This window comes from Frigoribacterium sp. R86507, assembly GCF_044597695.1.
In the GTDB taxonomy this organism is placed as follows: Bacteria; Actinomycetota; Actinomycetes; order Actinomycetales; family Microbacteriaceae; genus Frigoribacterium.
Genome location: NZ_CP139002.1, coordinates 1,979,917 through 2,003,789, shown reverse-complemented (window position 1 = coordinate 2,003,789; position 23,873 = coordinate 1,979,917). Strand labels below are relative to the sequence as shown.

Sequence of the window (23,873 nt, the reverse complement as noted above, 5' to 3'; positions counted from 1 at the left end):
AGTCCGACCGGCCACCCTCGTACCACCCCGACGCACCACAGCACCTCACACCACCTCCACCACCTCACACCCCTCTCGTCGCTGAGAGCAACAAGGAGAAGTCCTCACCATGTCCGAATTCACCCCCACCGTCACCGGTACGGGAGCCCGAGCGCGCGTCCAGCGCTTCGGCGGCTTCCTGGCCGGCATGATCATGCCGAACATCGGCGCCTTCATCGCCTGGGGCCTCATCACGGCCCTCTTCATCCAGACCGGTTGGACGCCGGTTCCCCAGCTCGGCGGCTTCGGCGAGATGTCCGACGGCACGCCGTGGCCCGGTCTCGTCGGCCCGATCATCAAGTACCTCCTGCCGATCCTGATCGCCTACACGGGTGGTCGCATGGTCCACGGTCAGCGCGGTGCCGTCATCGGTGCCGTCGCCGTCATGGGCGTCATCGTCGCGACCGACGTGCCTCAGTTCCTCGGCGCGATGATCGTCGGCCCGCTCGCCGCCTGGGTCCTGAAGCAGTTCGACAAGCTCGTCGACGGCCGCATCAAGTCCGGCTTCGAGATGCTCGTCAACAACTTCTCGCTCGGCATCATCGGTGGCGCCATGGGCGTCCTGGCCTTCTTCGGCCTGGCCCCGGTCACCACAGCGATCACGAACGTCTTCGGCGGCGCCGTCGGGTTCCTCGTCGACCGCGGCCTGCTGCCCCTCGCGTCGATCATCATCGAGCCCGCCAAGGTGCTGTTCCTCAACAACGCCATCAACCAGGGCATCCTGACGCCGCTCGGTGGCACGCAGGTGCAAGAGGCCGGCAAGTCGATCCTCTTCATGCTCGAGTCGAACCCCGGCCCGGGCCTCGGCATCCTCCTCGCGTACCTCTTCTTCGGTCCGCGCGCCATCCGCCCGTCGGCCCCGGCCGCGATCATCGTCCACTTCTTCGGCGGCATCCACGAGATCTACTTCCCGTACGTGCTCATGAAGCCGATCCTGCTCGTCGCCGCCGTCCTCGGTGGTGCGACCGGCATCGCGACCTTCGCGCTCTTCAACGTCGGCCTCGTCGGTCCCGCGTCGCCCGGCAGCATCATCGCCTACACGCTCGTCGCCGCCCGCGGGGACCTTCTCCCGATCTACCTGGGTATCCTGCTCTCGGCGGCCGTCTCGTTCGTCGTCTCGTCCCTCCTGATGGGCTTCGGCCGCAAGGAGAACCGCGAGGCCCGTGCCGAGGACGCCGCCGCGCAGGAGCAGGCTCTCGCCGACGCCCAGGCCGCCACCGCGGCCAACAAGGCCACCAGCAAGGGCACCGCGGCACCCACCGCCTAGCCCGCCCGCACCACCAGTCAGCACCACCACCACACAAGGAGAAGGTCATGGCAACCCTCGACGGTTCCAGCATCAAGAAACTCATCGTCGCGTGCGACGCGGGCATGGGCAGCAGCGTCATGCTGGCGTCCACGCTCAAGAAGCAGCTGAAGAAGAGCGGTGTCACCGTCGAGCACTCGCCCGTCGCGTCGATCCCGTCGGACGCCGACGTCGTCGTCACCCAGAACAACCTGGCCGAGCGTGCCCGCGGCGTCGTGCCGAACGTGCCCGTCGTGCCGTTCCAGCTGTTCATGGGAGACCCCAACGTCGCCAAGGTCGTCAAGGCGATCCAGGACGGCTCGACGGTCGAGGTCTGACGATGACCGACCAGCAGGCACCCGAGCTCTCGGCGCTCCTCGCCGAGTCGTCCATCCGACTCGACGAGGTCGCCGCCTCGCGCGACGAGGCCATCCGCAAGACGGGTCAGGCCCTCATCGACGCGGGCGCGATCGACGAGACGTACGTCGAGGCGATGTTCGAGCGTGAGAACTCGGTGTCCACCTACGTCGGCGAGGGTGTGGCGATCCCGCACGGCACCCTCGCCGGCAAGGACTCGGTCAAAGAGGACGCCCTCGTCGTCCTGCGGTTCCCGACCCCGGTCGACTGGGACGGCAACGAGGTCTCGGTCACGGTCGGAATCGCCGCCAAGGGCAACGGCCACATCGCGATCCTCAGCCAGCTCGCCAGCATCCTGATGGACCCCGACAAGGCCGCCGCCCTGCGCGGGTCGACCACGACCGCCGAGGTCTACGAGCTGCTCGCGTCGACCGACGACGACGACTGACCCCCACCCCCCTTCTGAGGAGAAGACATGCCAGAACGTTCCGTCACCATCGCCTCGAGCGTCGGGCTGCACGCCCGTCCCGCCTCGTTGTTCAGCCAGGCCGCCGGCAAGACCGGCGCCAAGGTCACGCTGACCTCCGCGGCCGGCAAGAGCGTCAACGCCGCCAGCATCCTCGGCGTGCTCTCGCTGGGCATCGGCCACGGTGAAGAGGTCGTCGTCGCGACCGAGGGCGATAACGCCGAGGCCGCCCTCGACGAGCTCGTCGCGCTCCTCGCGACCGATCTCGACAAAGAGTAGACAGCGGCACCAGGACGGGGCGCCCACCGACGAGAGTCGGTGGGCGCCCCGTTCGTCGTGGCACCCGAGGAGGCGCGGTGCGGGCCCTCCGGCACCGCGCCTCCTGCGTCACTAGGCTCGTCGCCATGACCGATCCCGCGACGACGCCGACCCCGCGCACACCGACCCCCGTCGACGGGGTCGCCGAACGCTGGGTGGACACTCTGTGCGAACTCGACCCGACCACCGCGACCTGGATCGGCCGTGAGGGCCGCACCGGCGAGTACGGCGATTACTCGCCCGAGGGTCACGCACGCCGCATCGAGGCCGTCCGGGCCGCTCTCGCCGAACTGCGGAGCACCGCCCCCGTGGACGATGTCGACCGCGTCACCCGGGACGACCTGACGAGCGAGCTCCAGCTCGACCTCGAGTACGCCGAGCAGCGACTCGAACTGCGCGACCTGAACGTCATCGCGTCGCCGGCACAGGGCATCCGCGAGGTGTTCGACCTGATGCCGACCGACTCCGAGGGGGACTGGGTCGACGTCGCGTCCCGCCTGGGTCGGGTTCGGACCGCCGTCGACCAGTACGTCGAGACGTTGCGTGCCGGCATCGCCGGGGGAGTGACCCCCGCCCGCCGCCAGGTCGAGAAGGTGGCCGAGCAGTGCGCCCGCATCGGTGCCGCCGACGGCTTCTTCACCGAGTTCGTCGGCGGAGCCCGGCTCGGCGACGGCAGCGAACCCGGCGCGGCGCTGGCTCGGGACCTCACGTCGGGCGCCTCGTCCGCCGCGGAGGCCTACGTCGACCTGCGACGCTTCCTGCTCGACGAGCTGCTCCCCGCCGCCACCACCGTGGACGCCGTCGGACGCGACGCCTACGCCCTGCACTCGCGACGGTTCCTCGGAGCGACGGTCGACCTCGACGAGACCTACGAATGGGGGATCGACGAGCTCGCCCGGATGACGACCGAACAAGAGGCCGTCGCACGTCAGATCGACCCCGGAGCGTCGGTCTCCCGGGCCATCGAGCTGCTCGATGCCGACCCCGCACGCCAGCTCGTGGGCACCGACGCCCTCCGCGCCTGGATGCAGGAGCTGAGCGACCGGGCCGTCGCCGAGTTGGGGCGCGACCAGTTCGACATCCCCGAGCCCGTCCGCCGGCTGGAGTGCCGCATCGCGCCGACGAAGGACGGCGGCATCTACTACACGAGCCCCAGTGACGACTTCTCGCGACCCGGTCGCATGTGGTGGTCGGTGCCCGAGGGCGTCACCCGCTTCGGCACCTGGCGTGAGACGACGACGGTCTTCCACGAGGGCGTCCCCGGCCACCACCTGCAACTCGGCCAGGCCGTCCACAACCGGGCCACGCTGAACACCTGGCGCCGACAGCTGGCGGGGACCTCGGGGCACGCCGAGGGGTGGGCCCTCTACGCGGAGCGACTGATGGACGAGCTCGGCTGGCTCGGCGACCCTGGCGACCGGTTGGGCATGCTCGACGGTCAGCGCATGCGCGCGGCGCGCGTCGTCCTCGACATCGGCGTCCACCTCGGCAAGCCGTTCCCCGGCGGCGGGTCCTGGGACGCGACGAACGCCTTCGCTTTCATGTCGGAGAACGTCAACATGGACACCGAGTTCGTGCGCTTCGAGGTCGACAGGTACCTCGGCTGGCCGGGACAGGCGCCGTCGTACAAGGTCGGTCAACGCATCTGGGAGGACCTCCGCGCCGAACGTGCCCGGCGGGACGGCGACGCGTTCGACGTCAAGTCCTTCCACCGCGACGCCCTTCGGCTGGGCGGAGTCGGGCTCGACACGCTCCGGCGAGCCCTGTTGCACTGAGCCGTTCCGGCTGCCGACACGCCGTTGCCCGCACCGACGGCACCGCGCTAAGATGATCGCGCGCTATCTGCGTCGATCTTTCCGCACGCCGCGTTCGACACATCCTCCCGAACACCGTTCGAGGGGCGAACACGGCCCGATTCATGCCCGTACTGGAGCACTAACTACATGACAACCGTAACGACCAAGGCACCCAAGCAGGTCGCCATCAACGACATCGGATCCGCTGATGACTTCCTGGCCGCGGTCGAGAAGACCCTGAAGTTCTTCAACGACGGCGACCTCATCGAAGGCACCGTCGTGAAGATCGACCGCGACGAGGTCCTCCTCGACGTCGGCTACAAGACCGAGGGTGTCATCCCCTCGCGCGAACTCTCGATCAAGCACGACGTCGACCCCACCGAGGTCGTCGAGGTCGGCGACACGGTCGAAGCCCTCGTCCTCCAGAAGGAAGACAAAGAAGGCCGTCTGATCCTGTCCAAGAAGCGCGCTCAGTACGAGCGTGCCTGGGGCGACGTGGAGAAGATCAAGGACGCCGACGGCGTCGTCACCGGTACGGTCATCGAGGTCGTCAAGGGTGGCCTCATCGTCGACATCGGCCTCCGTGGCTTCCTCCCCGCCTCGCTCATCGAGCTGCGCCGCGTCCGCGACCTCACGCCCTACCTGGGCCAAGAGATCGAGGCCAAGATCCTCGAGCTCGACAAGAACCGCAACAACGTGGTCCTGTCGCGCCGTGCCCTGCTCGAGCAGACGCAGTCCGAGAGCCGCACCACCTTCCTCAACAACCTCCACAAGGGCCAGGTCCGCAAGGGCGTCGTCTCGTCGATCGTCAACTTCGGTGCGTTCGTCGACCTGGGCGGCGTCGACGGTCTGGTGCACGTCTCCGAGCTCAGCTGGAAGCACATCGAGCACGCCAGCGAGGTCGTCGAGGTGGGCCAGGAGGTCACCGTCGAGATCCTCGAGGTCGACCTCGACCGTGAGCGCGTGTCGCTCTCACTCAAGGCCACCCAGGAAGACCCGTGGCAGGTGTTCGCCCGCACGCACGCGATCGGTCAGGTCGCTCCGGGCAAGGTCACCAAGCTCGTCCCCTTCGGTGCGTTCGTCCGCGTGGCCGACGGCATCGAGGGTCTCGTGCACATCTCCGAGCTGTCGGCGAAGCACGTCGAGCTGGCCGAGCAGGTCGTCGCCGTCGGCGACGAGGTGTTCGTCAAGGTCATCGACATCGACCTCGACCGCCGTCGCATCTCGCTGAGCCTCAAGCAGGCCAACGAGGGCGTCGACCCCGAGGGCACCGAGTTCGACCCGGCGCTCTACGGCATGCTCACCGAGTACGACGACCAGGGCAACTACAAGTACCCCGAGGGCTTCGACCCCGAGACGAACGAATGGCGCGAGGGCTTCGACTCGCAGCGCGAGAAGTGGGAGCAGGACTACGCTGCCGCCCAGGCGCGCTGGGAAGCCCACAAGAAGCAGGTCGCTGCCTCGCTCGTCGAAGAGACGACGTTCGACGCTCCCACGGGTTCGTCGTTCTCGGCCGAGTCCGCCTCGGGCGCCGGCACCCTCGCCGACGACGAGTCGCTCGCCGCTCTGCGCGAGAAGCTGTCGAACAACAACTGAGTCCCTCCGGTCTCGACCAGAAGGCGGTTCCCCCTCGGGGGAGCCGCCTTCCGGCGTTCCCGGCGTAGTCTCGACGTCGTGTTCGTCTGTGGATTGACCGGTGGCATCGCCGCCGGCAAATCGGTCGTGGCCCGTCGACTCGCCGAACGGGGGGCGGCGCACGTCGACGCCGACGCCCTCGCTCGAGAGGTGGTCGAACCCGGATCGGCGGGACTCGCGGACGTGGTCTCCCGCTTCGGGTCCGACGTGCTGCAGCCCGACGGCTCCCTCGACCGGGCCGCCCTCGGGGCCGTCGTCTTCGCCGATCCTGACGCTCGCCGTGATCTCGAAGGGATCACGCACCCGGCCGTGCACGCTCTCTCGGCCCGGCGCATGGCCGACGCCGTCGCCGACGACCCGGAACGCGTCGTGGTCTACGACGTGCCGCTCCTCGTCGAGTCGCGGGGGACCGCCGGCTTCGACGTGGTCGTCGTCGTGCACGCACCGCGTGAGGTGCGCCTGCGGAGGCTCGTCGAGCTGCGGGGGATGAGCGACGAGGAGGCGCGGCGCCGCGTGGACGCGCAGGCGGACGACCGGACGCGGCTCGCCGTCGCGGACGTCGTCGTCGACTCGTCCGGGTCGCTCGAGCACACGCTGGAGCAGGCCGACGACCTCTACGACCGGCTGCGTTCGCTGTCAGCGGCGAAGCAGGCAGCCTCCCCGGACGCGAGTGTCGGTGGTCCCTCGTAAACTGGAATCCATGGAACCGACCCGCAGCGTCCGCCCGTTCGAAGTCATCAGTGAGTTCGAACCCAGCGGCGACCAGCCGGCTGCCATCGCCGAGCTGGCGGGGCGCATCAACGCGGGTGAGACCGACGTCGTCCTGCTGGGTGCCACCGGAACGGGCAAGTCGGCGACCACGGCCTGGCTCGTCGAACAGGTGCAGCGACCCACGCTCGTCCTGGCCCACAACAAGACGCTCGCGGCCCAGTTGGCGAACGAGTTCCGGTCGCTCTTCCCGAACAACGCCGTCGAGTACTTCGTGTCGTACTACGACTACTACCAGCCCGAGGCCTACGTCCCGCAGACCGACACCTTCATCGAGAAGGACAGCTCGGTCAACGCCGAGGTCGAGCGCCTGCGACACTCGACGACGAACTCCCTGCTGAGCCGGCGCGACGTCATCGTCGTCTCGACGGTGTCCTGCATCTACGGTCTCGGCACTCCCGAGGGCTACATGGAAGCCATGATCGCCCTCCAGGTCGGCATGCGGATCGATCGCGAGACTCTCATCCGTCGCTTCGTCTCGATGCAGTACCAGCGCAACGACATCGACTTCTCCCGTGGCAACTTCCGGGTGCGGGGCGACACCATCGAGATCATCCCCATGTACGAAGAACTGGCCATCCGCATCGAGATGTTCGGCGACGAGGTCGAGGCCCTGTACGCCCTCCACCCGCTCACGGGCGACGTCGTCAAGACGATGGACGCGGTGTCGGTCTTCCCGGGGTCCCACTACGTCGCGGGTACCGACGTCATGCACCGGGCGATCGGGACCATCAAGGACGAACTCGCCACCCGTCTCGACGAGCTCGACAAGCAGGGCAAGCTCCTCGAGTCCCAACGTCTGCGCATGCGCACGACCTTCGATCTCGAGATGATGGAACAGATCGGTTTCTGCAACGGCATCGAGAACTACTCGGCGCACATCGACGGTCGATCGCCCGGCGAGGCGCCCCACTGCCTGCTCGACTACTTCCCCGACGACCTGCTCGTGGTGATCGACGAGTCGCACGTCACCGTGCCCCAGATCGGTGCCATGTACGAGGGCGACGCCTCACGCAAGCGCACCCTCGTCGACCACGGCTTCCGGCTGCCGAGTGCCCTCGACAACAGGCCGCTCAAGTTCGAGGAGTTCCTCGACCGGGTCGGCCAGAAGGTCTACCTCTCGGCGACACCCGGCAAGTACGAGCTGGGGATCACCGACAGTGTGGTCGAGCAGATCATCCGACCCACCGGGCTCATCGATCCCGAGATCGTGGTCAAGCCGTCCGCGGGTCAGATCGACGACCTGCTCGAAGAGATCCGCACTCGGGTCGAGATCGACGAACGTGTCCTGGTCACCACCTTGACCAAGAAGATGGCCGAAGAACTCACCGACTTCCTCACCGAGGCCGGCGTGCGGGTGCGGTACCTGCACTCCGACGTCGACACGCTCCGACGGGTCGAGCTGCTGACCGAACTGCGCCAGGGGGTCTACGACGTGCTCGTCGGCATCAACCTGCTCCGTGAGGGCCTCGACCTCCCCGAAGTGTCGCTCGTCGCCATCCTCGACGCCGACAAAGAAGGCTTCCTCCGCTCGTCGACGTCCCTCATCCAGACCATCGGTCGTGCGGCCCGCAACGTGTCGGGTCAGGTGCACATGTACGCCGACGTGATGACCGATTCGATGAAACAAGCACTCGAAGAGACCGATCGTCGTCGCGAGAAGCAGGTCGCCTACAACCTCGAGCGCGGCATCGATCCCCAGCCGTTGCGGAAGAAGATCGCCGACATCACCGAGGTCCTGGCCCGAGAGGGCGCCGACACCGCTCGCCTCCTCGCGGATCGCCAGGGCGGCAAGCGCGCCCCCACGCCGAACCTCCGCCGCGAGGGCAAGGCGGCCAGCGCGGCGAACGGTCTCGAAGCCATCATCGCCGACCTCAACGAGCAGATGCTGCAGGCCTCGGCCGAGCTCAAGTTCGAGTTGGCCGGTCGGCTCCGCGACGAGGTCGCCGACCTGAAGAAAGACCTGCGCCAGATGGAGGCGGCCGGCCATGCCCGGTGAACGTCGCCGTGTCGTCGTCACGGGTGCGACCGCGGGTCTCGGCTATTACTCCGCCGAGCGGCTCGTCACGGCCGGTCATCAGGTCGTCCTCGCGTCCCGCGACGCAGAGCGAGCCGTCCGGGCCGCCGATCTCCTGCGCAGCCGCGTGCCCGGGGCGGACGTCGACACCGTCGCCCTCGACCTCGCCGATCTCGCGTCGGTCCGCTCGGGTGCGTCCGCCATCGCCGCCGGTGGGCCGGTCGACGGCTTGCTGGCCAACGCAGGCGTCGTCGGTTCCCGTCGGCGTCAGACGACGACCGACGGCTTCGAGCTCCAGTTCGGCACCAACCACCTCGGCCACTTCGCGCTGGTCTCGCACCTCCTTCCGGCACTCGAGTCGGCCGGGAGGGCGCGAGTCGTGCACCTCGGCAGCATCAGCCACCGGTGGGTGCGACTCGACCTCGACGATCCCATGATGGTCTCGAGCTATTCGGGGGCCGTCGCCTACGCGCGATCCAAGCTCGCGGTCATGACCTTCGGGTTCGACCTCGATCGTCGACTCCGGGCGGCCGGATCGTCGATCTCGAGCGTCGTCGCCCACCCCGGGTTCTCATGGGAGTCCCTCAGCGATCCACGCCCGCCCGTCGTCGAACCCCACCGTCCTCCCGCCGTCCTCACCTCGATGATGCACACGTTCTCCCAGGGCAAAGAGGTCGGAGCAGAGCCCCTCGTCCACGCCCTCGTGGGCGAAGACGTCGTCGGCGGGGAATACTGGGGTCCGGCCGGATGGTTCCAGCTGACCGGCGCCCCGGCTCACGTGCCCGCCAAACGTCATACCCGCGACGAGTCGGTCGCAGCCCGTCTCTGGCAGGTGTCGGCCGGCCTGACGGGCGTCCAACCGGTCATCTCGTCCCCGGCCCCCTGACCCTGCGCCGCCGGCTGCATCTCCCGCGGGCCTGCCCGCCACGACGACGAGCGTCGTCCACATCGACAGAATGGTAAGAGTGTCCATCTCACCTGTAGAAGGTTCCTCCACGCTGAGCGTCCGGGGTGCCCGTGTGCACAACCTGAACAACGTCGACCTCGAGATCCCGCGTGACTCGTTGGTCGTCTTCACCGGGTTGTCCGGCTCCGGCAAGTCGTCCCTCGCCTTCGACACGATCTTCGCCGAAGGGCAGAGACGGTACGTCGAGTCGCTGTCCGCCTACGCGCGGCAGTTCCTGGGTCAGGTCGACCGGCCCGACGTCGACTTCATCGAGGGCCTCAGCCCGGCCGTCTCCATCGATCAGAAGTCCACGAACCGCAACCCGCGATCCACGGTCGGCACGATCACCGAGATCTACGACTACATGCGCCTCCTCTGGGCACGGATCGGCGTGCCGCACTGCGCCGTCTGCGGCGAGAAGATCAGCAAGCAGAGCGTGCAGCAGATCGCCGACCAGCTCATGACCCTCGAGACGGGCACCCGCTACCAGGTTCTGAGCCCTGTGGTCTCGCAGAAGAAAGGCGAGTTCGTCGACCTGTTCGCCGAGCTCGCGTCCACGGGGTACTCCCGGGCCATCGTCGACGGTGAGCAGATCCAGCTCAGTTCGCCGCCCAAGCTGAAGAAGCAGATCAAGCACGACATCGCGGTCGTTGTCGACCGCCTCGTCGCCTCCGATCAGGCGCTGACCCGTCTGACCGACTCGCTCGAGACCGCCCTCCGCCTGACCGACGGCCTGGTCACCATCGACTTCGTCGACACCGACGAGGGCGCGGCCGGCAAGTACCGAACGTTCTCCGAGAAGCTCTCGTGCCCGAACAACCACCCGGTCCAGCTCACCGAGATCGAACCCCGCACGTTCTCGTTCAACGCACCCTTCGGCGCCTGCCCCGAGTGCTCGGGTCTCGGCACCAAGATGTCGGTCGACTCCGACCTGCTCCTGGGCGATCCCGAGTTGAGCCTCGCCGACGGCGTCATCCTCCCGTGGACCCAATCGGGCAAGGGCCTCTACAACTACTTCCAGAAGCTCCTCGAGGGCCTGGCCGGCGATCTCGGCTTCAGCCTCAAGACGCCGTGGCACGACCTGTCCGAGAAGGTCCAGCAGGCCGTCCTGCAGGGCAACGACTTCGAGGTCACGGTCAAATGGCGTAACCGCTTCGGGCGAGAAATGACGTACTCGACGGGTTTCGAGGGTGTGATGCCCTACATCGAGCGCAAGTACGCCGAGGCCGAGACCGACACGCAGCGCCAGCGTTACGCGTCCTACCTCCGTGAGATCCCGTGCGTCGTCTGCAAGGGCAAGCGGCTCAAGCCCGAGGTCCTCGCCGTCCTGGTCGACGGGAACGACATCGCGACCGTGTCCGAACTCAGCCTCGCCGACGCCTTCGAATTCATGAACAGCCTCACCCTCACGACCCGCGAGGCGCGCATCGCCGCCCAGGTCCTTCGTGAGATCCGGGTCCGGCTCGAGTTCCTGCTCGAGGTGGGTCTCACGTACCTCTCGCTGGCCCGCGCCGCCGGGTCCCTCTCGGGTGGCGAGGCCCAGCGCATCCGCCTCGCGACCCAGATCGGCTCGGGCCTGACCGGGGTGCTCTACGTCCTCGACGAACCGAGCATCGGCCTGCACCAGCGGGACAACCGCCGACTGATCGACACGCTGGTCAAGCTCAAGAACCTCGGCAACACGCTGATCGTCGTCGAGCACGACGAGGACACCATCAAGACGGCCGACTGGGTGGTCGACATCGGTCCGGGTGCCGGCGTCAACGGCGGCACGGTCGTGCACTCGGGCAGCTACGAGGACCTCGTCGCGAACACCGACTCGTACACGGGTGACTACCTCGCCGGGCGGCGCTCGATCGAGACGCCCACCAGCCGTCGTCCCGTCGACAAGAAGCGCATGATCTCGGTCGTGGGCGCCAAGGCCAACAACCTGCGCGACGTCACCGTCGATTTCCCTCTGGGCACCTTCGTCGCCGTGACGGGTGTCAGCGGTTCGGGCAAGTCCTCGCTCGTGAACGACATCCTGTACAAGGTCCTGGCGAACCAGCTCAACGGAGCCCGTCAGATCCCCGGCAAGCACACGCGTGTCACGGGGCTCGACGCCCTCGACAAGGTCGTCCACGTGGACCAGGCACCGATCGGTCGCACCCCGCGCTCGAACCCCGCGACCTACACGGGCGTCTTCGACCGAATCCGCACCCTCTTCGCCGAGACGACCGATGCGAAGGCCCGCGGCTACCTGCCGGGACGCTTCAGCTTCAACGTCAAGGGCGGCCGCTGCGAGAACTGCGCGGGTGACGGCACCATCAAGATCGAGATGAACTTCCTGCCCGACGTCTACGTCGCCTGCGAGGTGTGCGGTGGTGCGCGCTACAACCGCGACACCCTGGCGGTGCGCTACAAGGGAAAGAACATCTCCGAGGTCCTCGAGATGCCGATCAGCGAGGCGGCCGAGTTCTTCGCCCCCATCTCGGCGATCTCGCGGTTCATGTCGACGCTGGTCGACGTCGGCCTGGGCTACGTGCGACTCGGTCAGAGCGCCACCACGTTGAGCGGTGGCGAGGCTCAGCGCGTGAAGCTCGCGACCGAGCTGCAGAAGCGCTCCAACGGGCGCAGCGTCTACGTGCTCGACGAGCCGACCACGGGTCTGCACTTCGAGGACGTGCGCAAGCTCCTGCTCGTTCTGAACGGTCTCGTCGAGAAGGGCAACACCGTCATCACGATCGAGCACAACCTCGACGTCATCAAGTCCGCCGACTGGCTGATCGACATGGGCCCCGAAGGAGGCGCGGGTGGCGGTACCGTCATCGCCACCGGCACGCCCGAACACCTCGCCACCGTGCCCGAGAGCCACACGGGCGTCTTCCTCAAGGAGATCCTCGAGTCGGGTCACACCGTGCCGCGCGTCCAGAAGAAGAAGGCCACGCCGACGCGACGTCGGGAGGCCGTCGAAGCACGATGAGCAACACCGTCTCCTGGCGTCCGAAAGCGGGCGAGATACCGACCGACCCCGGCGTCTACCGCTGGCGTGACGAGCGGGGCAGGGTTCTGTACGTCGGCAAGGCCAAGAACCTGCGGGCCCGGCTGAGCAACTACTTCGCACCACTGCCCTCCCTCCACGAACGCACCCGTCGGATGGTCCTCACCGCTCGATCGGTCGAGTGGACCGTCGTGGGCAGCGACATCGAGGCCCTGCAGCTCGAGTACACGTGGATCAAAGAATTCGACCCGCCGTTCAACGTCAAGTTCCGCGACGACAAGACCTATCCCTTCATGGCCGTCACCCTGGCCGACGAGGCACCTCGGGTCATGGTCACGCGCAACCCGCGCATCAGAGGGGCGAAGTACTTCGGGCCCTACCCGAAGATCTGGGCGGTCCACGACACCATCGACCTGATGATCAAGGTCTTCCCGATCCGGACCTGTTCCGACAGCAGCTACAAGAAGGCGATGCAGACGGGCAAGCCCTGCTTCCCGGGGCAGATCGGTCGTTGCGGAGGGCCCTGCTCACACAAGGTGTCGATCGACGAGCACCGGGCCATAGTCGACGAGTTCGTCAAGTTCATGGGCAGCTACGACAAGAAGGTGATCGCCGACCTGCAGCGGTCCATGAAGACGGCCGCCGTCGAGCAGCGCTTCGAGGACGCGGCGGCCTACAGGGACCAGGTGCAGGCCCTCGAGGCCGTGCTCGACAAGTCGGCGGTCGTCCTCCGCGACAACGTCGACCTCGACCTCTACGCCCTCGCCGAGGACGAGCTGGCGGCCGCCGTCCAGCTCTTCACGGTGAGGGGCGGTCGCATCCGTGGTTCCCGCGGATGGGTCGTCGACAAAGAGATCGACATCTCGACCGGCGACCTCGTCGAGCAGGTCCTGCAGGGCATCTACACCGCCGGTGCCGAGCTTCCTCGCGAGATCGTCGTGACCGAGACGCCGGACGACAACGACGCCCTCGAAAGCGTGCTGAGCTCCCTCCGCGGGCGCGGGCGGGTGCAGATACACACGGCTCAGCGCGGGGAGAAGGCCAACCTGATGCAGACGGCGACCCTCAACGCGCAGCAGTCGCTCATGCTCTACAAGACCCGTCGCAGCGCCGACTTCGCCACCCGGTCGACCGCCCTGGCCGACATCCAGGAGGCCCTCGGCATGAGCGACGCGCCCTTGCGCATGGAGTGCTACGACGTCTCCCACCTCTCGGGCACGAACATCGTCGCTTCGATGGTGGTGTTCGAGGACGGTCTACCGCGGAAGGACCAGTACCGGCGCTTCAACATCCCTCAGTCGACCGACGACACCGAGTCGATCTACCAGACCCTCAGCCGCCGTCTCTCGCGCCTCGACGACGAACTCGCGCCCGTCGAGGAGGTGGGTGAGCAACGCAAACGGTTCGCGTACCGTCCCAACCTCCTCATCGTCGACGGCGGACAACCCCAGGTGGCGGCGGCCCGACGAGCCCTCGACGACGCGGGCGTCACCGACATCGCACTGTGCGGCATCGCCAAGCGGCTCGAAGAGATCTGGTTGCCCGACGACGACTTCCCGGTCATCCTGCCGCGCAACAGCGACGCACTGTTCCTGATCCAGCGCATCCGGGACGAGGCGCATCGGTTCGCGATCACACACCAGCGGCAACGGCGCAAACGCGACATCTCGACGCAACTGGCCGAGATCCCGGGGTTGGGCCCCTCCCGGGTGGCCGTGCTCCTGAAGCACTTCGGCTCGGTCAAACGGCTGAAAGACGCAGACGTCGCCGACATCTCGGCGATCCGCGGCATCGGACCGACCCTCGCCGCGGCCGTCGTCGAACGGCTCCGCGGAGCCGAGGACGTGACGGCCGACGACGCCGTGCCCCCCACGAGCCCCGCCTAGACTCGATGCACCGCCCGCCGACCCGGAGGACACCACCGACATGAGCGACGTCAGCGAACAACAAGAGGTCCTGATCGTGACGGGCATGTCCGGTGCCGGGCGGTCGACGGTCGGCAACGCCCTCGAAGACCTCGACTGGTACGTGGTAGACAACCTGCCCGCGCAGATGCTGCGACCGTTGCTCGACCTGGCCGAGCGCGCGGGGGACTCGCTCCCCAAGATCGCCGCCGTGGTCGACGTCCGCGGGGGGCGCCTCTTCAGCGAGGCACAGGAGGCCGTCCGCACCCTCCGGGCGAGCATGCCCAGCAAGGTGCGGGTCCTCTTCCTCGACGCGACCGACGCGGCGTTGGTCCGCCGTTTCGAGCAGGTCCGGCGGCCGCACCCGCTGCAGGGTGACGGCACCTTGCTGGACGGCATCCTCGCCGAGCGAGCGCGCATGGAGGAGCTCCGCGAGACCAGCGACGTGATCATCGACACCTCGGAACTCAACATCCACCAGTTGGCCACGACGATCTCCGAGAAGTTCGCCGAGTCCGACCGCGCCGGGGTGCAGGTGACCGTCCTCAGCTTCGGGTTCAAGTACGGCCTGCCCACCGACGCCGACATGGTGGGCGACGCGCGGTTCCTCCCCAACCCGTTCTGGGTGCCCGCGCTCCGGCAGCAGTCGGGGCTCGACGAGCCGGTCACGACGTACGTCATGCAACAGGACGGGGCACGAGAGTTCGTCGACGCCTTCGCCGCCTCGCTCGTCCCCGTGTTGTCGGGCTATCAGCGTGAGAACAAGAGACACGCTACGATCGCCATTGGCTGCACCGGGGGCAAACATCGATCGGTCACCCTCGTGGGTGAACTGGCGGCGCGTCTGCGTGGACTCCCCGGCGTGGCCGTCAGCGTGAAACACCGCGACCTCGGCCGAGAATGACCCACCGAGGTCCTTCAGCACGCCCGTGTACCGACGACAAGTCGACCTGACGAAAAGGAACAACCGGAGTGGCCCAGACTGCCGACGTCAAAGAAGAACTCGCCCGCGTCGAGGTGAGCAGGACGACGATCCGGGCTGCCGAGCTCGCCACCGTCCTTCGTTTTGCCGGGGGGCTCCACCTCATCTCCGGGCGGATCGCGGTCGAGGCGGAACTCGACTCGGCCCTCATCGCCCGCCGGGTCCGCAAAGACCTGGCCGAGCTGTACGGAGCCCGGAGCGACGTCGCCATGACGGCTCCCTCCGGTTCACGACGCACCCCGGGGTTCCTCGTGCGGGTCCACGAGGCCGGAGAGACGCTGGCGCGTCAGACCGGGCTCATGGACGCCCGCCGGCGACCCGTGCGTGGCCTGCCGAACCGACTCACGACCGGCTCGCGTGACGATCTCGCCGCGATCTGGCGCGGCGCCTTCCTCGCCCAGGGCTCTTTGACCGACCCCGGTCGATCCGCCTCGCTCGAGGTCGTGTGCCCCGGCAACGAGACCGCCATGGCGCTCGTCGGGGCCGCCGGACGACTGGGCATCGCGGCGAAGGCCCGCGAGGTCCGGGGCGTGCACCGCGTGATCATCCGCGACGGTGAGGCGATCGGCACCATGCTCAAGGTGATGGGTGCCGAGAAGAGCGTGACCGACTGGGAAGAGATGCGCCAGCGCCGGGAGGTGCGCGCGACCGCCAACCGTCTCGTCAACTTCGACGACGCCAACCTGCGACGTTCGGCCCAGGCCGCCGTCGCCGCCTGCGCCCGGGTCGACCGGGCGATGGAACTCCTCGGCGACGACATCCCCGATCACCTCAAGTACGCGGGCGAACTGCGACTGGCGCATCGTGACGCCAGCTTGGACGAACTCGGCCACCACGCCGACCCCCCGATGACCAAGGACGCCGTGGCGGGACGCATCCGCCGACTGCTCGCCATGGCCGACAAGAAAGCCAGCGACCTGGGCCTCCCGGGTACGGACGCCAATCTCCCGAACGACCTCGACCTCGACTGAGGGCCGGCGGAGGGGAGCCCGTGACGTCACGGGACGGCGAATTCCGGAGGGCTGCTGCTACTGTCGTAAACGGTGTCCGACCCGAGGTCATCGAGAATTCGGGCGTCGCCACGGGCCTGGTCGCCCACACCCTCCACGCGTCCCCACGACGCCTGATCATCAGGAGTTTCATTGACCGTCAAGATCGGCATCAACGGCTTCGGTCGCATCGGCCGTAACTACTTCCGCGCGGCGCTCGCCAAGGGAACCGACATCGAGATCGTCGCCGTCAACGACCTGACCGACAACGCCGCCCTCGCGCACCTCCTCAAGTTCGACTCGATCACGGGTCGTCTCGACGCCACCGTCGAGCTCGACGGCGACTCGATCGTCGTCGACGGCAAGCCGATCAAGGTGCTCGCCGAGCGCGACCCCGCCAACCTGCCCTGGGGCGAGCTGGGCGTCGACATCGTCGTCGAGTCGACCGGTTTCTTCACGAAGGCCGAAGACGCACGCAAGCACATCACGGCCGGCGCGAAGAAGGTCCTCATCTCGGCTCCCGCCACCGGTGACGACGCCACCATCGTGTTGGGCGTGAACGAGGGCATCTACGACCCCGCCAACCACCACATCATCTCGAACGCGTCGTGCACGACGAACAGCCTCGCGCCCCTGATGAAGGTGTTCCTCGACAACTTCGGCGTCGAGCGCGGTCTCATGACGACGGTCCACGCGTACACGGCCGACCAGAACCTGCAGGACGGCCCCCACAAGGACCCCCGTCGTGCCCGCGCCGCCGCGCTCAACATCGTCCCGACGTCGACCGGTGCCGCCAAGGCCATCGGCCTCGTGATCCCCGAGCTCGCCGGCAAGCTCGACGGCTACGCCCTGCGCGTCCCCGTCCCCACCGGCTCGATCACCGACGTGACCCTCGAGACCAGCACCCCGGTGACGGTCGAGCAGATCAACGCTGCCTACAAGGCCGCAGCCGAGGGCGAGCTCAAGGGCATCCTCGCCTACTCCGAAGACCCGCTGGTGTCCACCGACATCACGACCGACCCGCACTCGTCGATCTACGACTCGGGGCTCACCAAGGTCATCGGCAACCTGGTCAAGATCACCTCGTGGTACGACAACGAGTGGGGCTACTCGAACCGCCTCGTCGACCTGACGAAGTACGTGGCCGACCGCCTCTAGTCCGACCTCGATGCCCCGGCCCCAGCGGGCCGGGGCATCGTCCTCCAACCCCGAAACGAACCCATGAGCCTGCGAACCCTCGATTCCCTCGGTCCCTTGTCGGGCAAGCGCGTCATCGTCCGATGCGACCTCAACGTCCCGCTGAAGGACGGTGAGATCACCGACGACGGACGCATCCGTGCCTCCCTCGAGACCCTCGACCTGCTGATCAACCAGGGGGCGAGGGTCGTCGTCATCTCGCACCTCGGTCGCCCCGACGGCGAGGCCAAGGCCGAGTACAGCCTGCGACCGGTCGCCCAGCGACTCAGCGAACTCCTCGGCAAGAGCGTCGGCTTCGCGGCGAGCACCGTCGGCGACGAGACCACCGAAGCGGTGGCCGGACTGACCGACGGTCAGATCGTCGTGCTCGAGAACCTCCGCTACAACGCTGCCGAGACGTCGAAGGACGAGTCGGAGCGTCAGGAGTTCGCCCGTCGCCTGGCCGAACTCGGCGACGTGTTCGTCTCCGACGGCTTCGGCGTCGTGCACCGCAAGCAGGCGAGCGTGTACGAGCTCCCCGCGCTCCTCCCGAGCGCAGCCGGCACTCTGATCTCCCGCGAGCTCGAGGTCCTCGACAAGCTGACCGAGAACCCCACGCGGCCCTACACCGTGGTCCTCGGCGGCTCGAAGGTGTCCGACAAGCTCGGCGTCATCGAGCACCTGCTCCCGCGGGTCGACAACCTGCTCATCGGTGGGGGGATGCTCTTCACGTTCCTCGCCGCGCAGGGACTACCCGTCGGCAAGAGCCTGCTCGAGAAGGACCAGCTCGACCGGGTCCGCGGCTACGTCGACGAAGCCGCGCGTCGGGGCGTCAACCTCGTCCTCCCCGTCGACGTGGTGGCGGCCTCGACCTTCAGCGCCGATGCCGACCACACCGTGGTCGCCTCGGACGGCATCGAGTCGTCTCCTCTCGGTGCGGACGCCCTCGGGTTGGACATCGGTCCCGAGACGGCGGCCCGCTTCGCCGAGACCGTCCAGACGTCGTCCACGGTCTTCTGGAACGGACCCATGGGAGTCTTCGAGTTCCCGGCATTCGCACACGGCACCAAGGCGGTCGCCGAGGCTCTCACCCATGTCTCGGGTCTCGGTGTCGTCGGCGGTGGCGACTCGGCCGCGGCCGTCCGTGCCCTGGGCTTCACGGACGACCAGTTCGGCCACATCTCCACCGGTGGTGGAGCCAGCCTCGAGTTCCTCGAGGGCAAACGACTCCCCGGACTGGAGGTCCTCGGATGGTGACCACACGCACCCCCCTCATTGCCGGCAACTGGAAGATGAACCTCGATCACCTGCAGGCGATCGCGTTCGTCCAGAAGCTCGCCTGGTCCCTCAAGGACGCCAAACACGACTTCGAATCGGTCGAGACCGCGGTGTTCCCGCCGTTCACCGACATCCGCAGCGTGCAGACCCTGCTCGACGCCGACAAGCTCGAGCTGGCGCTCGGAGCCCAGGACCTCTCCGCCCACGATTCCGGTGCCTACACGGGAGAGGTCTCGGGGCCGTTCCTCGCCAAGCTCGACGTCCGCTACGTCCTGGTCGGGCACTCGGAGCGCCGGACGCTCCACGCCGAGGACGACGATGTCGTGGCGACGAAGGTCGCTGCGGCTCATCGGTCGGGCCTCGTCCCCGTGATCTGCGTCGGCGAGACGGCCGACGACCTCGAGCAGCACGGACCGAGCGCGGTGCCGGTGGCCCAGCTCCGTGCCGCGCTCGCCCAGGTGCCCGCGTCCGCCGAGATCGTCGTGGCCTACGAGCCCGTCTGGGCGATCGGGTCCGGGCAGGCCGCCACGGCCGAGCAGGCCGAGCAGGTCTGCGCCGCGCTGCGGGTGGCCCTGGTCGACATCGTCGGCTCGGATGCCGCCGCCGCGACCCGTGTCCTCTACGGCGGATCGGTCAAGTCCACCAACATCGCGTCCTTCATGCGTGAGCCGAACGTCGACGGCGCCCTCGTCGGTGGGGCGAGCCTCGACGTGTCCGAGTTCGCCAGCATCGTCCGCTTCCAGGCGCACGTCGGCGTCTGAGCGGATCGGGGCGCCGCCCGTCGGTGCCCTTCCGGCTCGTGCTGCCGGGATGACGGCCTCTCGCGGTTATACTGGTCAGCGGTCTCACCGCATCGAAAGGTCCTACGTGGAAATTCTCCAGGTCATCCTGCAGGTGTTGCTCGGCATCACGAGCCTCCTGCTGACCCTCCTCATCCTGCTCCACCGCGGTCGCGGCGGCGGTCTGTCCGACATGTTCGGCGGTGGTGTCACGAGCAACCTCGGGGCGTCCGGCGTCGCCGAGCGCAACCTCAACCGCATCACGGTTTTCCTGGGTCTCGTCTGGATCACCTGCATCGTGGTCCTGGGCCTCATCACCAAGTTCGCGGCGGTCAGCTGATGGCCTCGGGCGGTAGTGCAATCCGCGGCTCGCGCGTCGGTGCGGGTCCCATGGGTGAACAGGACCGTGGCTTCCACGCCGAGCGGATCACCATCTCGTACTGGGATGCCCTCGGCAACGAGGTCGTACGTCACTTCGCGGCCAACGTTCCCGACGAAGAGATCCCCGAGACCGTCGATTCACCCTCGAGCGGGCTGCCGGCAGGTCGCGACAAGGCGAACCCGCCGACGGTCGCCAAGCTCGAGCCCTACAAGACTCACCTCGCGTACGTGAAAGAGCGACGGACCGAAGAAGAGGCCGAGCAACTCCTCGAAGAGGCACTGCAGCAGTTGCGCGTCCGACGCGGGAAGGCCTGACCAGGCCGAGCGCACCTCCTGGTGTCTCGACGCCGACGATGACGAAGGGCCCCGCAGCGATCAGCTGCGGGGCCCTTCGTCGTACCGTGGACGGTCGGCCCGGACCGGGACTCAGTACGTGGAGGCGATCAGGTTCTCGGGGACCTCGGCCGCGGCGTCCCGGTCCACGAAGAAGACGGTGCGCTTGCGCCCCTTGACGCCGGCCACCGGTACCTGGTCCGCCCCGGCACCCGCGAGGGCGAGCCCCAGCGACGAGGCCTTCTCGGCTCCGGCGAGGATCATCCAGACGCGCTGCGAGTTGTTGATCACCGGCAGGCTCAGCGTCAGGCGCACCGGCGGCGGCTTGGGGGAGTCGTCGATCGTGAGCACGGTCGGCTCGAGCTGACGGATCTGCGCCTTGTCGGGGAACAACGAGGCCACGTGACCGTCGGGACCGACACCGAGAAGCGTGATGTCGAAGCGCGGGGCCTCGTCGTCCGCCTGGGCATGCTGGCGGAGCTCGTCGCGGTAGGCGACGGCCGCTGCCTCGACGTCGGCATGGTCACCGACAGCACCGAAACGGTGGACGTTCTCGGGCAGCAGACCGATGTGGTCGAGCAGATCGATGCCGGCCTGTGTGTCGTTGCGGTCGGCGTCGCCGGCGGGGACCCAGCGTTCGTCGGCCCACCAGATCGAGACCTTGGACCAGTCGACGCTGTCGCGCGCCGGTGACGCGTTGATGGCCGCCAGCACGAGCGTGCTCACCGAGCCGCCGCTCACGACGACCGACGCGTAGTTCTGCTCTTCGAGCACGTCGATGATCTTGGTGATGAAGCGGGCGGCCACGGACGCGCCCAGCGATTCTTTGTCGGGGTGGACCAGCACCCGGCGTTCGTTCGTCACGGTTCTCTATCTGCTCTAGTTGCTCTGGACGGGTTCGCTCAGTTGGCCGACCCCGTGTCTCACGACGTTCCCGAACAGGTCGTCGGGGTCGAGTCTACGGAGTTCCTCGGCCAGGCAGTCGCGCAGCGAGCGGCGTGGCAGCGCGAGATCGTGCGTGGGCTGGCCTGGTTGGGTCAGCGTCGCGACGTCGCCGAGGGATCGTTCGAGGACGATGGACCCGGAGGCGCGGACGAGTTGCACCCCGTGGATACCGCTCGAGCCGGTCGCCCGGGTCGTCAGCTCACCGTCGACCGGCACCTGGAGCTGCAGACGCAGCCACGCGGCCAGCAGCAGAGTCGAGGGGGAGTCGGGTGCCCCTGCGACACCGACCTCGGTGACCGACTCGTACGGCGGCTGGTCGAGCACCGCGGCGAGCTGTGCCCGCCACAGGGTGAGCCGGGTCCAGGCGAAGTCGGTGTCACCGGGAGCGTAGCTACGCGCGAGGTCGATGATCGACTGGCGCGGGTTGGACTGGCTCGCGGCGTCGGTGATGCGCCGTTGTGCGATGCGCCCCAGGGGAGACTCGGAGACGACGACAGGAGCGGTCTTGGGCCACCACGCCACGACGGGTGCGTCGGGCAGCAGGAGCCCGGTCACGAGCCCCTCCTCGTCGCTCGCCGTCTCACCGTAGGCGCGGAGCAGGATGACCTCGCTGGCACCGGCGTCGCCCCCCACGCGGATCTGCGCGTCGAGCCGTCCCTCGCCGGCGTCGACGCCGATCGACGTGGACACGACGATGACCCTCATGGGGTGCTCACGGGAGGCGTCGTTGGCAGCCTCGATGGCTTCTTCCTCGTCACCGAGACGGGTGGAGATGATCAAGGTGAGGACACGGCCCAACGCGACCGCGCCTCCTTCTTCCCTGATCTTGACCAGCGTCTTCTGGACGCGGCTGATGGTGCTGTCGGGCAGGTCGACGATCACGGACGCCTCCAGGTACGGCCGTCACGGGCCATGAGTTCATCGGCCGAGGCGGGGCCCCACGTGCCGGGTCGGTACTGTTCGGGCTGGCCCTGGGTGGCCCAGAACTCCTCGATGGGGTCGAGGATCTTCCAGGAGAGTTCGACCTCCTCGTGCCGGGGGAACAGGGGCGGGTCGCCCAGGAGCACGTCCAGGATGAGGCGCTCGTAGGCCTCCGGGCTCGCCTCGGTGAAGGCGTGCCCGTAGCCGAAGTCCATGGTGACGTCCCGGACCTGTGTGCCGATGCCGGGCACCTTGGACCCGAACCGGAGAGTCACTCCCTCGTCGGGCTGGACCCGGATCACGAGGGCGTTCTGCCCCAGGGAGGTCTGGGTGCCGAAGATGTTCTCGGGCACCTGCTTGAAGACGACGGCGATCTCGGTCACGCGACGTCCGAGACGCTTGCCGGCACGGAGGTAGAAGGGCACGCCCGCCCAGCGTCGGGTGGCGATCTCGAGCTTGATGGCGGCGAAGGTCTCCGTCGTGCTCTCGGGGTCCATGCCCTCTTCGTCGAGGAAGCCGAGGACCTTCTCTCCGCCCTGCCACCCCCCGGCGTACTGGCCCCGCGCGGTGCCCGTGGCGAGGTCGGCGGGCAGGCGGACGGCCGACAGGATCTTCTCCTTCTCGGCCCGGAGGTCGCGGGCGGCGAACGTGACCGGCTCTTCCATCGCCGTCAGGGCGAGCAGTTGGAGGAGGTGGTTCTGGATGACGTCACGGGCGGCACCGATGCCGTCGTAGTAGCCGGCCCGACCGCCGACGCCGATGTCCTCGGCCATGGTGATCTGGACGTGGTCGACGTAGTTGGAGTTCCAGAGGGGTTCGTACATCTGGTTGGCGAACCGCAGCGTGAGGAGGTTCTGCACCGTCTCTTTGCCGAGGTAGTGGTCGATGCGGAACACGCTGTCGGGCTCGAACACCGTCTCGACGACGGCGTTGAGCTCGCGCGCCGTCTTGAGGTCGCTGCCGAATGGCTTCTCGATGACGACGCGACGCCACGCACCGTCCTTCTCCTCGGCGAGCCCGGAGTTGCGGAGCTGCTCGGTGACCATGGGGAAGGCCTTGGGCGGGATCGAGAGGTAGAACGCGTGGTTCCCCATCGTGCCGCGTTCGCGATCGAGCTCCTCGATGGTGTCCTTGAGCCGAGCGAACGCGTCGGCGTCGTCGAAGACCCCCTGGACGAAACGGAAGCCCTCCTTGAGCTGACGCCAGACGTCTTCGTCGAACGGCGTTCGAGCGTGGTCCTTGACGGCCTGGTAGACGACCTGCTCGAAGTCCTGGCCCTCGAACTCACGACGGGCGAAACCGACGAGCGCGAAACCGGGCGGGAGCAGGCCTCGGTTGGCTAGGTCGTACACGGCGGGCATGAGCTTCTTGCGGGAGAGGTCACCCGTCACACCGAAGATGATCAGGCCGCTCGGGCCGGCGATGCGGTTGAGACGTCGATCGGAGGGCAACCTCAGAGGGTTGGACTCCGGCGTGATCGGCACCGGTGACATGAAGTTCCGTTCTGTGGTTCGAGGGGTGGTCCGGTCGAGGACGGGCGATGCCTGCGGAGACCACCCGGGGGTAAGACGAAAGGGC

21 protein-coding genes are annotated in these 23,873 nt (G+C 67.9%); 18 read left to right on the top strand and 3 right to left on the bottom strand.

Annotated elements, in window-relative coordinates; translation table 11 throughout:
• Nucleotides 1-109 precede the first annotated feature (109 nt).
• The 18 genes from SJY14_RS09515 (at nucleotide 110) to SJY14_RS09430 (ending at nucleotide 20,411) form a co-directional block, all read left to right on the top strand.
• The gene (locus SJY14_RS09515) at nucleotides 110-1,306 is read left to right on the top strand and encodes a PTS mannitol transporter subunit IICB (protein ID WP_054146077.1); all 1,197 of its coding nucleotides are present in this window, start codon (nucleotides 110-112) and stop codon (nucleotides 1,304-1,306) included.
• Nucleotides 1,307-1,353: 47 nt separating this feature from the next.
• Nucleotides 1,354-1,662, top strand: coding sequence for a PTS lactose transporter subunit IIB (locus tag SJY14_RS09510; protein ID WP_054146078.1), 309 nt, complete (start codon nucleotides 1,354-1,356; stop codon nucleotides 1,660-1,662).
• A gap of 2 nt (nucleotides 1,663-1,664) precedes the next feature.
• Nucleotides 1,665-2,129, top strand: coding sequence for a PTS sugar transporter subunit IIA (locus SJY14_RS09505; protein WP_071253369.1), 465 nt, complete (start codon nucleotides 1,665-1,667; stop codon nucleotides 2,127-2,129).
• Between the two features lie 27 nt (nucleotides 2,130-2,156).
• Entirely contained in the window at nucleotides 2,157-2,426 is a 270-nt protein-coding gene (locus SJY14_RS09500; protein WP_043592801.1) for an HPr family phosphocarrier protein, read from the top strand.
• A 125-nt stretch (nucleotides 2,427-2,551) separates the two neighbouring features.
• On the top strand, nucleotides 2,552-4,240 hold the full coding sequence (locus tag SJY14_RS09495) for a DUF885 domain-containing protein (protein ID WP_071253367.1): 1,689 nt from the start codon (nucleotides 2,552-2,554) through the stop codon (nucleotides 4,238-4,240).
• 168 nt (nucleotides 4,241-4,408) lie between these two features.
• Complete coding sequence (gene rpsA / locus SJY14_RS09490; protein WP_043592805.1) at nucleotides 4,409-5,857, top strand: 30S ribosomal protein S1; 1,449 nt, start codon at nucleotides 4,409-4,411, stop codon at nucleotides 5,855-5,857.
• Between the two features lie 78 nt (nucleotides 5,858-5,935).
• Nucleotides 5,936-6,586 carry a dephospho-CoA kinase gene (gene coaE / locus SJY14_RS09485; RefSeq protein WP_071253366.1) on the top strand — a complete coding sequence of 217 codons (651 nt, stop codon included), beginning with the start codon at nucleotides 5,936-5,938 and terminating at the stop codon, nucleotides 6,584-6,586.
• A 10-nt stretch (nucleotides 6,587-6,596) separates the two neighbouring features.
• Nucleotides 6,597-8,663: an excinuclease ABC subunit UvrB gene (gene uvrB, locus SJY14_RS09480; RefSeq protein WP_043592809.1), complete on the top strand. Its 2,067-nt coding sequence runs from the start codon at nucleotides 6,597-6,599 to the stop codon at nucleotides 8,661-8,663.
• A complete protein-coding gene (locus SJY14_RS09475; protein WP_071253364.1) occupies nucleotides 8,653-9,567 on the top strand; it encodes an SDR family NAD(P)-dependent oxidoreductase in 915 nt (304 codons plus the stop codon). Before uvrB ends, SJY14_RS09475 begins: the two co-directional genes overlap by 11 nt.
• Nucleotides 9,568-9,637: 70 nt before the next feature.
• The gene (gene uvrA / locus SJY14_RS09470) at nucleotides 9,638-12,589 is read left to right on the top strand and encodes an excinuclease ABC subunit UvrA (RefSeq protein ID WP_143048488.1); all 2,952 of its coding nucleotides are present in this window, start codon (nucleotides 9,638-9,640) and stop codon (nucleotides 12,587-12,589) included.
• Complete coding sequence (gene uvrC, locus SJY14_RS09465) at nucleotides 12,586-14,493, top strand: excinuclease ABC subunit UvrC (RefSeq protein WP_071253363.1); 1,908 nt, start codon at nucleotides 12,586-12,588, stop codon at nucleotides 14,491-14,493. The genes uvrA and uvrC overlap by 4 nt, the downstream gene beginning before the upstream one ends.
• A gap of 40 nt (nucleotides 14,494-14,533) precedes the next feature.
• The gene (gene rapZ / locus SJY14_RS09460) at nucleotides 14,534-15,415 is read left to right on the top strand and encodes an RNase adapter RapZ (protein WP_055972789.1); all 882 of its coding nucleotides are present in this window, start codon (nucleotides 14,534-14,536) and stop codon (nucleotides 15,413-15,415) included.
• A gap of 68 nt (nucleotides 15,416-15,483) precedes the next feature.
• Nucleotides 15,484-16,464 (top strand): DNA-binding protein WhiA, encoded by a 981-nt coding sequence (gene whiA, locus SJY14_RS09455; RefSeq protein WP_055972792.1) that lies wholly within the window; start codon nucleotides 15,484-15,486, stop codon nucleotides 16,462-16,464.
• Between the two features lie 171 nt (nucleotides 16,465-16,635).
• Nucleotides 16,636-17,640: a type I glyceraldehyde-3-phosphate dehydrogenase gene (gene gap / locus SJY14_RS09450; RefSeq protein WP_043595015.1), complete on the top strand. Its 1,005-nt coding sequence runs from the start codon at nucleotides 16,636-16,638 to the stop codon at nucleotides 17,638-17,640.
• Between the two features lie 63 nt (nucleotides 17,641-17,703).
• Entirely contained in the window at nucleotides 17,704-18,915 is a 1,212-nt protein-coding gene (locus SJY14_RS09445) for a phosphoglycerate kinase (RefSeq protein WP_071253361.1), read from the top strand.
• Nucleotides 18,909-19,697 (top strand): triose-phosphate isomerase, encoded by a 789-nt coding sequence (gene tpiA / locus SJY14_RS09440; protein ID WP_071253359.1) that lies wholly within the window; start codon nucleotides 18,909-18,911, stop codon nucleotides 19,695-19,697. The genes SJY14_RS09445 and tpiA overlap by 7 nt, the downstream gene beginning before the upstream one ends.
• Before the next feature lie 106 nt (nucleotides 19,698-19,803).
• Nucleotides 19,804-20,055 carry a preprotein translocase subunit SecG gene (gene secG / locus SJY14_RS09435; protein ID WP_043595012.1) on the top strand — a complete coding sequence of 84 codons (252 nt, stop codon included), beginning with the start codon at nucleotides 19,804-19,806 and terminating at the stop codon, nucleotides 20,053-20,055.
• Nucleotides 20,055-20,411, top strand: a complete 357-nt coding sequence (locus SJY14_RS09430; RefSeq protein WP_043595011.1) for an RNA polymerase-binding protein RbpA — start codon at nucleotides 20,055-20,057, stop codon at nucleotides 20,409-20,411. The genes secG and SJY14_RS09430 overlap by 1 nt, the downstream gene beginning before the upstream one ends.
• A 111-nt stretch (nucleotides 20,412-20,522) precedes the next feature.
• On the opposite strand, the gene pgl is transcribed toward SJY14_RS09430, so the two are convergent.
• Genes pgl through zwf form a run of 3 tightly spaced genes read right to left on the bottom strand, consistent with a single transcriptional unit; the run spans nucleotide 20,523 to nucleotide 23,788 of the window.
• Nucleotides 20,523-21,293, bottom strand: coding sequence for a 6-phosphogluconolactonase (gene pgl / locus SJY14_RS09425; RefSeq protein WP_071253357.1), 771 nt, complete (start codon nucleotides 21,291-21,293; stop codon nucleotides 20,523-20,525).
• 15 nt (nucleotides 21,294-21,308) lie between these two features.
• Nucleotides 21,309-22,256 carry a glucose-6-phosphate dehydrogenase assembly protein OpcA gene (locus SJY14_RS09420; protein ID WP_071253355.1) on the bottom strand — a complete coding sequence of 316 codons (948 nt, stop codon included), beginning with the start codon at nucleotides 22,254-22,256 and terminating at the stop codon, nucleotides 21,309-21,311.
• The gene (gene zwf, locus SJY14_RS09415) at nucleotides 22,253-23,788 is read right to left on the bottom strand and encodes a glucose-6-phosphate dehydrogenase (protein WP_054146092.1); all 1,536 of its coding nucleotides are present in this window, start codon (nucleotides 23,786-23,788) and stop codon (nucleotides 22,253-22,255) included. The genes SJY14_RS09420 and zwf overlap by 4 nt, the downstream gene beginning before the upstream one ends.
• Between the last annotated feature and the right edge of the window lie 85 nt (nucleotides 23,789-23,873).